Origin of the sequence: Allocoprococcus comes (genome assembly GCF_013300725.1) — a bacterium.
GTDB lineage: Bacteria > Bacillota > Clostridia > Lachnospirales > Lachnospiraceae > Allocoprococcus > Allocoprococcus comes_A.
Map to the genome: position 1 here is coordinate 21,374 of NZ_JAAIMM010000005.1, position 14,026 is coordinate 35,399.

The 14,026-nt window shown below is 38.5% G+C and carries 10 protein-coding genes; all 10 read left to right on the forward strand.

Annotation, left to right across the window (positions count from 1 at the left end; all coding sequences use genetic code 11):
* Positions 1 to 2: 2 nt before the first annotated feature.
* Complete coding sequence (locus G4407_RS03790; RefSeq protein WP_055156528.1) at positions 3 to 1,832, forward strand: glycosyltransferase family 2 protein; 1,830 nt, start codon at positions 3 to 5, stop codon at positions 1,830 to 1,832.
* Between the two features lie 42 nt (positions 1,833 to 1,874).
* Entirely contained in the window at positions 1,875 to 3,068 is a 1,194-nt protein-coding gene (locus tag G4407_RS03795; RefSeq protein ID WP_055156569.1) for a DegT/DnrJ/EryC1/StrS family aminotransferase, read from the forward strand.
* 9 nt (positions 3,069 to 3,077) lie between these two features.
* Positions 3,078 to 3,758 (forward strand): sugar transferase, encoded by a 681-nt coding sequence (locus tag G4407_RS03800; protein WP_055156525.1) that lies wholly within the window; start codon positions 3,078 to 3,080, stop codon positions 3,756 to 3,758.
* Between the two features lie 23 nt (positions 3,759 to 3,781).
* Positions 3,782 to 4,780: a glycosyltransferase family 2 protein gene (locus tag G4407_RS03805; RefSeq protein ID WP_173687811.1), complete on the forward strand. Its 999-nt coding sequence runs from the start codon at positions 3,782 to 3,784 to the stop codon at positions 4,778 to 4,780.
* An 18-nt stretch (positions 4,781 to 4,798) separates the two neighbouring features.
* On the forward strand, positions 4,799 to 5,896 hold the full coding sequence (glf, locus tag G4407_RS03810) for a UDP-galactopyranose mutase (protein WP_173687812.1): 1,098 nt from the start codon (positions 4,799 to 4,801) through the stop codon (positions 5,894 to 5,896).
* Positions 5,897 to 6,206: 310 nt separating this feature from the next.
* Positions 6,207 to 7,193 carry a hypothetical protein gene (locus G4407_RS03815; RefSeq protein ID WP_156330630.1) on the forward strand — a complete coding sequence of 329 codons (987 nt, stop codon included), beginning with the start codon at positions 6,207 to 6,209 and terminating at the stop codon, positions 7,191 to 7,193.
* Positions 7,194 to 7,208: 15 nt separating this feature from the next.
* Positions 7,209 to 8,231, forward strand: coding sequence for an acyltransferase family protein (locus G4407_RS03820; RefSeq protein ID WP_179963095.1), 1,023 nt, complete (start codon positions 7,209 to 7,211; stop codon positions 8,229 to 8,231).
* Between the two features lie 137 nt (positions 8,232 to 8,368).
* Complete coding sequence (locus G4407_RS03825; RefSeq protein ID WP_070097319.1) at positions 8,369 to 10,342, forward strand: LTA synthase family protein; 1,974 nt, start codon at positions 8,369 to 8,371, stop codon at positions 10,340 to 10,342.
* 178 nt (positions 10,343 to 10,520) lie between these two features.
* Positions 10,521 to 11,981: a cohesin domain-containing protein gene (locus tag G4407_RS03835; protein WP_173687813.1), complete on the forward strand. Its 1,461-nt coding sequence runs from the start codon at positions 10,521 to 10,523 to the stop codon at positions 11,979 to 11,981.
* A 125-nt stretch (positions 11,982 to 12,106) separates the two neighbouring features.
* Positions 12,107 to 13,945 carry a glutamine--fructose-6-phosphate transaminase (isomerizing) gene (glmS, locus tag G4407_RS03840; RefSeq protein ID WP_173687814.1) on the forward strand — a complete coding sequence of 613 codons (1,839 nt, stop codon included), beginning with the start codon at positions 12,107 to 12,109 and terminating at the stop codon, positions 13,943 to 13,945.
* Positions 13,946 to 14,026: the final 81 nt, after the last annotated feature.

The following is a 14,026-nucleotide window of genomic DNA, read 5'->3' on the forward strand; positions in this document are numbered from 1 at the left end:
CAATGGAGTTAAAATTACAAAGTATTCTATTTCCAGATAAAGAAGAATATACAGATAACGCCGATCTTTTTTATAAGGGTGGATTAGGAATCCGTGATGCTGAAGAAAAATGTTTTGTATTTTCAAAATATAGTACATGTGACTTTGGAGCTTATTTAAATGCCTTTTCTATGAAAAAATGGAAAAAACACACAAAAATCGGCAAAACGGTGTTGAAGCTTGAAATTAAAGGTGACTTTGAGCTGGTTCTGTCCGGATATCATAGAATTGAGAATTCAGCAAAAAGAAATGTTTTGTTAAAGAAAGAATACCATTGCGATCAAAAAAAAGAAATTATTGTTGAGATTCCATCAAATAAGGACACATTGATTGCATTTGAGCTCCGCATGTATTCAGAGTGCTGTGTATATGGTGGCGGTTATTATGCTGAGGTAAATGAAAGTGATTTCAATGAAGTGAGACTTTCAATCGCAACGACAACATTTAAAAAAGAAGACTTTATTCGTAAAAATGTTAAAATGATCAAGGATGAAATTTTAACTCAGGATGATATCATTGGAAAAAATGTTTACTTGCACATCGTTGATAATGATGAAGGCCGAGTATTGTCGGCGGAAGAATTTGAAGGTCCGCATATTTATTATCATAGAAATAAAAATGTAGGCGGTTCAGGTGGATTTACACGAGGAATGATTGAATCTATTCGACAGAAACCAAAAGCAACTCATGTATTATTGATGGATGATGATGTTGTTGTTTTATCAGAAAGTATAAAAAGAACATATTTATTATTGTTACTGGCAAAAGAAAAATATAAAGATTATATTATCAGTGGTGCCATGCTTTGTTATGAAGAGATGGATGTTTTCCATGAAGATGTGGGATTTTTAGGAGCAGATGGAGGACAGAATTCTTCAAAAGGTCATGGAAAAATTGTGGAGATGGCTGAAATGCTTCAAAAGGAGGAAGCAAAAACGAAAAAGGCTGATTCCTATGCCGGTTGGTGGTATTGTTGTGTACCGGTAACAATGATCGAGAAAAACGGATTTGCATTACCATTGTTTATCCGTGTTGATGATACGGAATTCAGTTTCCGTAATAATGCTAAATTTATTACCATGAACGGTATTTGCGTATGGCATATGGGCTTTACTTTAAAGTTCAATTATTTCATGGAATATTATCAAGTATTCCGTAACTTTTTGATTGAAGAGGCATGTAATCCGTCCAGAAACAGAAGAGAACGTATCTGGAAACGTTTTAATGGTATGTTTTTAACGGAAATACTGCGCTTTAATTATGATGCTGCAGAAATCATTGTTGATGCAATCAGAGATTATTTAAAAGGACCTGCTTTTATTGAAGCGGAAAAATGTCAGGAACGATTAAAAACAATGTCCGCAAAAAATGCAAATATGGCAGATCTTGCAGAATTTGATGAATATGGGGTGGATATTGATTCTATTTATCAAACAGATCACAGAAGTCTGAAGGATACCATTCTTTATCGCCTGACTTTTAATGGACAGCTTTTCTGGCCAAAAAAATGGTTACGGAAAGGGCCGGCGGCGGTTGCTCATGACTGGTTCTATAATCCACAGAGACAATGCCTTGTAGATAGTGTCATTGCAATTAATCCAAATGCATATACTGCAGAAATCAGATATCTGGATAAGAAGAAATTCAGACAGGTCATGAAATACTATCTTGAAACAGTGAAGCGTTATAAAAAAATTCACAAAGAAGTAGATAAAGCTTATTATAACAGAAGAAAATATTTGACATCTTATAAGTTCTGGAAAGAGTATTTAGAATTAGAAAAGTATCAATAAAGATCTAAAATTTATGAAGAAAGAAGTTTTTTTATGAAAAACATGCATATCGCTTTCTCTCCTCCGGATATCACAGAGGAGGAGATAGCAGAAGTTGTGGATACTTTAAGAAGTGGCTGGATCACCACCGGACCAAAGACGAAGCTCTTTGAAAAGAAGCTGGCCGAGTATATGGGAACTAATCGGGTTGTTTGCCTGAATTCAGCCACAGCTTGTCTGGAGATGACTTTGCGTCTTCTGGGAATCGGACCTGGAGATGAAGTGATCACGACAGCCTATACCTATAGTGCCTCAGCAAGTGTTGTCTCACATGTGGGCGCAAAACTGGTTTTGATTGATGTGGCGAAAGATTCCTATGAGATGGATTATGAAAAACTGGCAGACGCTATCAATGAAAAGACAAAAGTCATCATTCCGGTAGATCTTGCCGGAATCATGTGTGACTATGATAAGATATTTGAAATTGTAGAAGCAAAGAAATCACTTTTCCATCCGGCAAATGAACTTCAGGAGAAGTTTGGCAGAGTGATTGTGGTGGCAGATGCAGCGCATGCATTTGGCGCAGAGCGAAAAGGAAAGAAATGTGGACAGGCTGCAGATTTCACAAGTTTTTCCTTCCATGCAGTAAAGAATCTTACCACAGCGGAAGGAGGAGCAGTTACATGGCGTCCAATCGAAGGTGTGGATGATGACGACATTTATAAAAAATATATGCTCTTTTCACTGCATGGTCAGTCCAAGGATGCGCTTGCTAAGACGCAGCTTGGCGCATGGGAGTATGATGTTGTGGCACCTTATTTCAAATGCAATATGACCGATATCATGGCTTCTATTGGATTGGTACAGTTAAAGCGCTATGATGCATTATTGGCACGTCGTCGGGAAATCATAGGAATGTATGATAAAGCACTGGAAAGTCTTCCTGTGAGTGTACTGAATCATTTTGATACAGATCATAAGTCCAGCGGACATTTGTATCTGATCCGTGTTCAGGGAAAAATGCGGGAAGAGTGTAATGAGATCATTACGAAGATGGCAGAGCATGGCGTAGCAACGAATGTGCATTACAAACCGTTACCGTTGTTATCTGCATACAAAAATATGGGATTTGATATTAAAGATTATCCAAATGCTTATGCTTTATTTGAAAATGCAATTACATTACCGCTTCATACGAAACTTACCGATGAAGAGGTAAAATACGTGACGGATGTATTAAAGGAATGCATCGGATAGGAATGCTGTATGAGAAAATGGGAAGAACTTCCGAAGTTTATGAGAACGGACGAAGTAAAAAAATATTATGATATCCTGATCAGACATGAAAAAGAATTAAAATTAAAACGTTATTTTGACATTCTGCTTTCGATGATTTTGCTTGTCATTTTATCACCGATCATGTTAGTCATCAGTATTGCAATCAAGCTGGATTCACCGGGACCGGTGATTTACAAGCAGGTGCGTGTGACACAGTATGGAAAGAAATTTCACATTCTAAAGTTCCGTACTATGGTGCAGAATGCGGACAAGATGGGAACACAGGTTACGATCAGTCAGGATTCCAGACTGACACGGGTTGGAAAAGTGATCCGTGGCTGCAGGATTGATGAATTTCCGCAGCTTATCAATGTTCTTCGTGGAGAGATGAGTTTTGTTGGAACCAGACCGGAAGTTGTGAAGTATGTAAAAGGCTATACTAAAGAAATGTATGCGACTCTTTTGTTACCGGCAGGAATCACTTCCAGAGCCAGCGTATGCTACAAAGATGAGGGTGAAATGCTGGAGCATGTAGAAGATGTGGATTATGCTTATATTCATGAAGTGCTTCCGGAGAAGATGAGTTATAATCTGGAAGATCTGCGCAAATACAGTCTGTGGAGAGATTTTATGACCATGTTTATGACAGTATTTGCAGTATTACGATAAGAACTACAGTATAGGAGAAATGTATGTTAGTATCAGTTTGCACGATTGCGCGCAATGAAGAAGAGTATCTTCCGCACTTGCTGGAGGATATCACAAAACAGGATTACCCGGCAGAGCAGATCGAAGTTGTGATGGTGGACAGCAGTTCAACAGATGGAACCAGACGGATTATGGAACGTTTTGCCGAAGAAAATCCGCAGTATCATAACTGCTTTGTTACGGAAAATCCGGGGAACAATCAGGCATCCGGATGGAATCAGGCAATCCGTAGTTCAACCGGAGATATTATTATCCGTCTGGACGCACATGGACGCATTCCAGAGGATTTTGTTTCCAAGAATGTGGAGTGTATGGAAAGCGGAGAGGATGTCACCGGGGGACCAAGGCCAAATCTTCCGGAGAAGGATACACCGTGGCAGAGATTGCTTCTGAGTGCGGAAAGTTCAATGTTCGGAAGTGGAATCGCAGGTTTCCGGAGAGAGAATGAAAAGAAATATGTAAAGTCCATGTTCCATGCAGCTTATCGGAGAGAAGTATTTGAAAAGGTTGGACTTTTCAATGAGAATCTGGGAAGAACGGAAGATAATGAAATGCATTACCGGATCCGGCAGGCAGGATACCGTTTGTGCTATGATCCGCAGATTCATTCCTGGCAGTATGTGAGAAGTTCGATTCCGGGAATGATGAAGCAGAAATACGGTAATGGAGACTGGGTGGCAAGAACGCTTGGTGTATGTCCGAGCTGTCTCAGTATCTATCATTTTGTGCCGTTTGCATTTGTGATTGCGATTATTGTAACATCAATTTTAGCAGCACTGAAAAAGCCATTTCTGGCGATTGCAATGTGGATTACCTACTGGTGTGGTGCAATCGGAATGGCAGTTCTTGCTGTGAAAAATGAGATGAAGCATATATGTCAGCTTTTGCTTCCGGGAATTTTCTTTTTGCTTCATTTAAGCTATGGAGTAGGAAGTGTAGTTGGAATGGGAAAGATGATAAAAGATAAAATTACAAAGAAATAAAAGAGAGGATTTAGTATTATGAAGTATGATTATTTAGTAGTAGGATCAGGATTATATGGGGCAGTATTTGCCCATGAAGCAAAGAAAAAAGGAAAAACCTGTCTGGTAATTGACAAGCGTCCGCATATCGGTGGAAATATTTATTGTGAAAATATTGAAGGAATTAATGTTCACAAATACGGTGCACATATTTTCCATACCTCCAATAAAAAGGTTTGGGATTACATCAACCAGTTCGCAGAGTTCAATAATTACATTAACTCACCGGTAGCGATTTACAAGGATGAGCTTTACAACCTGCCGTTCAACATGAACACATTCAGCAAAATGTGGAACATCAAGACACCACAGGAAGCAAAAGACATGATCGCAAAACAGGTTGCAGAGACTGGAATTACAGAACCGAAGAACCTGGAAGAACAGGGATTGTCTCTGGTAGGAAAAGATGTATTTGAGAAACTAGTAAAAGGTTATACCGAAAAACAGTGGGGACGTGCCTGCAAAGACCTTCCGGCATTCATCATCAAACGTTTACCGGTAAGATTTACATTTGACAATAACTACTTCAATGACAGATATCAGGGAATCCCGATCGGCGGATATACAAAGATCATTGAAAAGATGCTGGACGGAATCGAAGTAAAGACAGATACCGACTACTTTGAGTTCATCAAAGAAAATCCGGATATCGCAGAGAAGACACTGTTTACCGGAATGATCGACGAATACTTCGGATACAAGCTCGGAGCACTGGAATATCGTTCGGTAAGATTTGAAACAGAAGTGCTTGAAACAGACAACTATCAGGGAAATGCAGTCGTAAACTATACCGAAAGAGAAGTTCCTTATACACGTATCATCGAACACAAGCATTTTGAATTTGGAAAGCAGGAAAAAACTGTTATCTCCAAAGAGTATTCTTCCGAATGGAAAGTAGGAATGGAACCATATTATCCGGTAAATAACGAACAGAACAATAAGCTGTTTGAAGAATACAGAAAGCTTGCAGAGCAGGAAAAGAATGTGATCTTTGGTGGACGTCTTGGAAATTATAAGTATTATGATATGGATAAGGTAATTGAGGCGGCACTGGAGATGGTGGCTGAGGAATTATAAAAGGTTTGGATAAATCAGGATATGTTGCAAAGCATATCCTGATTTAAACTGTCTGTAAAGAGAGGAAATAAAATGAATTGGATAAAGTAAATTAACAATAAGGTAGAGGGAAAATGGATAAATTCATCTTATGAATTCAAATGTAATTTATCAGAAATATTTTTCTTGGAATTTTTGCCGTATGGCTGGTTTTGACTTACAGCTGGACAACGATGGCACATATTCCGTGGCCACCTTTTTTTATTTCTGTGTTCAGATAGGGATTGGACTGGTAGTATTGTTCCGGTATATGGTGATGAGACCAGTGGATATGAAGAAAATATTATTTGTATTTCTGATTATTGGATCATTTGTAATTGCAAGGAGATATTCTGGAGCTGATGCATTGCTTGAAACGAGATTATTGATTGCTGGTGCAAATGATATTGATTATAGAAAAATTTTAAAGGTATATTTGATTGTAGAAATTCCGATGATAATCTGTACGATGATTGTAGGATATACAGGAGTTATCACGAATTTGGTTTACCATAGGGGAGATCAGGTGCGGATGTCATTTGGGTTTATTTATCCTACAGATTTTGCGGCGGGTATTGTTTTTATGATAACAGTATGGATTGTACTCCGACAGGCAAGATGCACATGGATAGAAATTGGAATGATGATAATCAGTGTGGTTCTGTTTGAAAAATATTGTGATGTACGGAATAGTGAAATTGTAATGATGATTTTGATTATATGTGTTGTTTATTTGAAAATTAGAAACAAATTAGGTGCAAAGAAAGGAAAGGGATATATACCATCACTATTACTAAAAATTTTATGTCTGGTGGCACCATATGGTTTAGCTGGATTTATGATCTTAGTATCAAGATTTTATCGACCAGATATAGAATGGATGGCAAAATTAAATACTCTTTTTTCAACGAGACTTTCTTTAGGAAAAGAAGTTTTTGACAGGTATGATGTTCAGATATGGGGACAGGACATTCCAATGCGTGGAAATGGAGGATCAACAGAAGTGGTAGCAGACTATTTCTTTATTGATAGTTCTTATGTGAATATTTTGATGAGGTTAGGACTGGTGGTATTTATACTGGTTATGCTGATTATTTCAATTATAATGATCAAAAACTTAAATCTTCCATATATGTTAATGGCTATGGCAATTGTCTGCATTCATTCAGTAATGGAGCATCATATGTTTGAAGCGTATTATGATGTGTTTTTGATGCTTCCGTTTGCGAATTTTGATGTGAAGGATATCGGAAAAAGACAGAGAAAATGTGGAAATTGAGTGGGGATAAATGTTATGAAAACAAAAAGTACCAGACTGCAATATATAGATATAGCTAAAGGGATAGCAATGATCTGTATTATATTAGGCCATTTAGGAAATGCCAGTATTAATCGAATTGTGTTTACATTTCATGTTCCTATTTTTTTCTTTATTACAGGATATTTTACGAATAAGAAGCGCGATTTGAATGGTTTTATAAAAAATAAGGCAAGAACATTGCTTGTTCCATATATAATAAGCAGCATAGTCATAATCATTATTGGAACGTTAAAGGGCGTATGGTGGAATAATGCTTTTGATGAATTTCAAAACTGGTGTTATGCAGCTTTATATGGAGCAGGTGATACATATACAGAGCCATTCTGGATACCGGGAATTGGTGCAATATGGTTTTTGTGGGCAACTTTCTGGGGAAGTATTTTCTTGAGAATATCGTTCAAGTTTGATAAATATATTAGATTGTTATTTATAGTGGGTTTGTTTGCAGTAGGATATTTTTCAAGAAGAATATTTTGGTTTCCTTTTAGCATACAGGCAGGAGCATGTGCTACAATGTTCATTTATATGGGATATCTCTGGAGGGGCGCAAAGACTAAAATTAGTGAGTTGCCAAAGGAAGTGAAAATCTTTTCAGTTCTTTTTGTACTACTTACTTGGATTTCATTTATAAAAAATTTCCAATCGTTCTGGTTAGTGCATTGTGATATTGGACGAGGGATAATAGATATTTTTGGCTGTATATGTGCATGTGTGATTGTTATTTTAATCTCCAAAATTATTGAGTGTAGGACGAAATATATTGGTGGAAGTTTGGCATATCTTGGAAGATATAGTTTGTTGATATTGTGTGTGCATATTGTAGAACTTGATCTTCTTCCGTGGTGGCAGATAACAGAAAAATATGTTGTGAATGGAATGTCAGCAAATATTCAGTTGATTTTGATTATTGCTGGTAAAGTGCTTTTAGATTTAGGGGGTGCATTTGTTTTATCAAAGATTACTTTGGTTAGAAAAATTTTTGGCTTTAAAAACTAAGTGTAAGTTATTAAGCAATGACAGAATGAAACATTTTTTAGAATTTGTATTGCTTGTGAATATTGCAATTTTTTTATATTTATGCTTTACTACATTATGTATGTTTGTAAATACTAAGTAAAGGAAATGAAAGGAAAATGAAAAAACCAAAGATAATTAAAAAAATCGGCTATGGATTTTATTGTATTCTAATGATCATAATATCTGTTCTTGGATTTATTCTCTATAATCTGGGAAACTGGGTATTAGACACGTGGGGGCTGTTGTCTATCGATGAAATTATTTTTCATCTGAAAGTACCGCTTGATGGGACAAACTCAGATGTAGTACTGGATGGGATCAATGCATGCGTACCGTTGGCAGTATTAGTATTATTTTTATCTATTTTCCTGATTATAGGATTAAGGAATAAGCATGGAAAATGTATGATTGCGTTATTTCTTGTAGCTGTGATTGCATGTGGAAGTGCAGGAAGGGCGGCTTATGAAGTATATGATGAATTGGATGTAAAAGAATATCTGGTAAGTCAGAAGAAAGAATCGCATTTTATTGAACAGAATTATGTGGATCCACGTACAACGAAGATTACATTTCCGGAACAAAAAAGAAATCTGATTTATATTTATCTGGAGTCAATGGAATCCACTTATGCGTCAAAAGAAGATGGCGGTGGAATGGATTTCAACTGTATTCCGGAATTGACGACTCTTGCAGAAGAAAATACTAATTTTTCTCAAAGCGATAAGTTGGGAGGAGGATATCCTGCGTATGGATGCACATGGACGATGGGAGGAATTTTCGCTCAGACATCTGGAATTCCAATAAAAAATACAGAAGATATTAGAAATGTGAATGAGGATATTAATGATACATTAGCGGAGCAGACATCCTTTTCTTCAAGAGCAAAAAATTTAGAAGATATTTTATCAGAAGAAGGATATAATCAATATTTTATGATTGGATCAGATGCTACTTTTGGAGGAAGGAGAACATACTTTGAGAGTCATGGTAAAACAGAAATATTTGATTATACTACGGCTGTAGAAGAAGGAAAAATCCCAGAAGGTTATTGGGTATGGTGGGGGTATGAAGATCAAAAGTTATTTGAAAATGCAAAAGAAAAGTTAAGCGAAATAGGAACAAAGGACGAGCCATTTAATTTTACAATGTTGACAGTAGATACTCATTTTGAAGATGGATATGTATGTGAGCAGTGTCAAAATGAATTTGGAGATAATCAATATGCAAATGTAATGGCATGTTCAAGTAGACAGGTTGATGCATTTGTTAAGTGGATTCAGGAGCAGCCATTTTATGAGAATACAACAATTATAATAAGCGGGGATCATTTAACAATGGATTCTGATTTTTGTAATGATGTGAGTGACGATTATGAGAGAAGTGTATATAATGCATTTATAAATTTACCAGAGAATCTTGATACTTCTTTTGAAAAAACACATAATCGAGAATTTTCTACAATGGATATGTTTCCAACGACACTTGCAGCATTGGGAGCAGAGATTACAGGAGAGAAACTTGGTCTTGGTGTGAATTTATTTTCAGGTGTGGAGACTCTTACAGAACAATGCGGAAGAGAAAAATTAGATAAGGAACTGAAAAAGAAATCTACATTCTACGATATGCTGATTAACGATGTAGATATTAACATTTTGAAAAAGAAAAGAGCTGAAGAGGCTGAAAACCAGCAGGAGGAAAATACCGATAATCAGGACCAGCCAATGAATCAGCCAGATGCAGGTGTAGATACAAGTGGTATTGAAACGCCGGATGCATGGCAGGGGTATACGCAGGATAATTATCAGTATAATTATAATGACGGATCGAATGATTACTGGTATGACGGAGGAAATTCCTGGGACAATTCATGGAATGGAGGATATGATGATAGTACTTATGTAGAACCAACTCCAACGCCGGAACCGACTCCAGCTCCAACGCCGGAACCAACACCAGATCCAACGCCGGCACCGGATCCAGCGCCAGAGCCGACACCAACACCAGATCCGGCACCGGATTCAACACCAACTCCAGATCCCGGTGGAGGCGCAGAAAGCAATGCAGGCGGAACAACAGAAAATGTAAATTAGCGAAGAACTCCGGTTTATGCCGGGGTTTTTCTTCGGATAAATAAAGCAGAACGGAGTTGTCTGTAAATTGATACAATGGGAAATTCTACAAACAAGTAGACATTTCCCCATAAAAAGTGTAAGATAGAGTCTAAGAGTATTTATACTTACAATTATATGGTTAGAAAGAGGAAAGTACATGAAGATGAAGTTTACGAAAAAAATAGCGACAATTCTTTTATCTGTATGTCTGATTGTGCCATGTTTTTCTATGATGGTACTGGCGGCAGATGGTGTGATATTCTTTTCTGATCTTGAGACAAGTGTCGGGGATGAATTTACGATCACGGGTACAGCGGTTGTCAGTGGAGATGCAATCGGAGATGCAACGATTCATATGACTTACGATCCTTCTTATATGCGATTTGAAGAGGGAGATGGAGTGAATGCAGACACCAATGGTAATCTGACATTTACTGGCTCAGGTGACGGAAGCAGTGACCGGATTGAGTTTACAATGAAATTCCAGGCCCTTCAGGAAGGAAGTACAAGACTGGAGCAGGGAAATGCGACAGTTACAGACAGTATTGGAGAAAGCGTGGCATGTGAAGAAGGATATGCGGATGTCGTGATCGGGGCAGGAGATCCAAGCAAGATCAAAGATGTTGCGAATGGAGCAAGTGTCACGATTGATGGTCAGGAGTATACCTTATCCGGTGATTTTTCAGACAGCATGATTCCGGCTGGATTTACAGCAGGAGAGATTACTTATAATGATTCGACATATAAAGGTGCTGTCCAGGAAAAGACAGGACTTCAGATGGCTTACCTGGTAGATGGTGACGGAAAAGGTGATTTCTGGATGTATGATTCATCTGACAGCAGCTTCTCTCCGGCAGAGCAGGTTGTAATTTCAGATGATTATTCGATTGTGATTTTTGATGCAGGCAGTAAAGTGTCCATGCCATCAAAGTATTCAAAAGGAAATCTGGAGATCAACGGCAAGACTTTTGAAATTTGGGATGAACCGGACCGCGATGGTTTCTATGTATTATATGCGGTAAATAATGACGGTGAAGAATCTCTTTATTTGTACGACTCTGCAGAGCATACTTATCAGAGAATGGAGACTCCGAAGTCTGCGACTACACCGGATAAGAAGAGTGCAAGCAAGTTTGATGCAATTTTGGAAAAGATTTCCGATCATCTGATCTGGTTTGTAGCAGCGGCAGCAGTTATCGTTATTCTTCTGGTAATCTTCCTTCTTGTTTCCGTTGTGAAGTTACATAACCGCAACAGAGAGTTGGATGATCTGTATGATGAATATGGACTGGATGATGAGCCACAGAGTAATCCGGTAAAGCCGATTCCATCGGTCAAAGAAGAAAAGAGATCAAAATTCAAGAAGAGACAGGATGATGATTTCGAAGATGATTATGACGACGATTTCGATGACGATTTCGATGATGATGATTACTATGATGATGACTTCGACGATGATTATGATGACGAAGGACTGAGTGATGATACTCGCAGCGTTGACGAGTTTGATGATTATTTTGACGATGACGATTTTGATTCCTTCGATGATTATAATATCAAGAAAGAAAAGCGTAAAAAAGGTGATACTTTCGAGATGGATTTTATCGATCTGGATTAAAGAGAAAGGCGGGGATGACGATTGTTATTCCCGCTTATTCTTTACAAAGAGTTCCAGATTTGCTACAATGTAACGAAAAGGGTAAAAATTTATTTTCGTACAAAAAGACTGGAGGATATAGATAAATGTGTGGAATCGTAGGATATGTCGGATCGCAGCAGGCTGCACCGATCTTACTGGACGGATTGTCAAAGCTGGAGTATCGTGGATATGATTCAGCAGGGCTTGCTGTCCGTAATGGAATCGAAGAGACGGAAGTCATTAAGGCAAAAGGCCGTTTGAAAGTATTAGCTGAGAAGACCAACAACGGTACAGCAGTTCCGGGAACCTGTGGAATCGGTCACACCAGATGGGCAACACATGGGGAACCGTCCGAGAACAACGCCCATCCGCATATGAGCGACGATGGCAATGTGGTTGCTGTACATAACGGTATCATTGAGAATTACCAGGAATTAAAGAATAAACTGCTCCGTAAGGGATATACGTTCTACTCTGAGACAGACACAGAGGTTGCTGTCAAACTGATCGATTATTATTATAAAAAATACGAGGGAACACCGGTAGATGCGATTAACCATTCACTGGTCCGTATCCGTGGATCTTATGCGCTCGCTGTGATGTTCAAGGATTATCCGGAAGAAATTTATGTGGCAAGAAAAGACAGTCCGATGATTCTTGGCGTAGGAGATGGAGAGAGTTTTATTGCATCAGATGTGCCGGCTATTTTGAAATATACAAGAAATGTATACTATATTGGCAACCTGGAGATGGCAAAGATCAGCAAAGATGGAATCATTTTCTACAATCTGGATGGTGAAGAGATCCAGAAGGAGATGAAGACCATCGAGTGGGATGCAGAAGCAGCTGAAAAAGCTGGTTTTGAGCATTTTATGATGAAAGAGATCCATGAGCAGCCAAGAGCGGTTAAGGATACTTTGAATTCTGTATTAAAAGAAGGAAAGTTTGATCTGACAGATATCGGATTATCGGAAGAGGATATCCGGAGAACAAGCCAGATTTACATTGTAGCGTGTGGTTCTGCTTACCATGTAGGTATGGTGGCACAGTATGTGATCGAGGATCTGGTGAGAATTCCTGTTCGCGTGGAACTGGCATCAGAATTCCGTTACCGTAAGCCGATTCTGGATCCAAATGGTCTTGTGATCATTATCAGCCAGTCAGGAGAGACTGCAGACAGTCTTGCAGCACTCCGTGAGACAAAAGCGCAGGGAATCCGTACACTTGGAATTGTCAATGTAGTCGGATCTTCTATTGCAAGAGAAGCGGATAAGGTATTCTATACGCTTGCAGGACCGGAGATTTCTGTGGCAACAACGAAGGCGTACAGTACACAGCTGATGGCTTCGTATATCCTTGCAATTCAGTTTGCCAAAGTAAAAAATACAATCACTGAAGAGCAGTATGAAAATTATATTGCCGAATTACAGGCAATCCCGGAGAAGATCGAAAAGATTATTGAAGATAAAGAAAGAATCCAGTGGTTTGCAGCAAAGCAGGCAAACGCAAAGGACGCATTTTTTGTCGGGCGTGGAATTGATTATGCGATCTGTATGGAAGGCAGCCTGAAGATGAAAGAGATCAGTTACGTTCATTCAGAGGCATATGCAGCAGGAGAACTCAAGCATGGAACCATTTCCCTGATCGAGGATGGAACGCTTGTGATCGGTGTGCTGACACAGCTGGATTTATATGAAAAGACGATCAGCAACATGGTAGAGTGCAAGAGCCGTGGTGCATATCTGATGGGACTTACAACTTATGGCAATTACAGCATTGAAGATACCGCTGATTTTGTGGTTTATATTCCGAAGACAGATGAGCACTTTGAGGCATCCCTTGCAGTGATTCCGTTGCAGTTAATGGGATATTATGTATCTGTTGCAAAAGGACTGGATGTAGATAAGCCGCGTAATCTGGCGAAATCTGTAACGGTTGAATAAGAAAAAGCGCAGTTTGGATAAGTCATAATATCAAATAAGATGGAGCTTAGTAAGATGGACGACATAAAAATATGCCGTTCA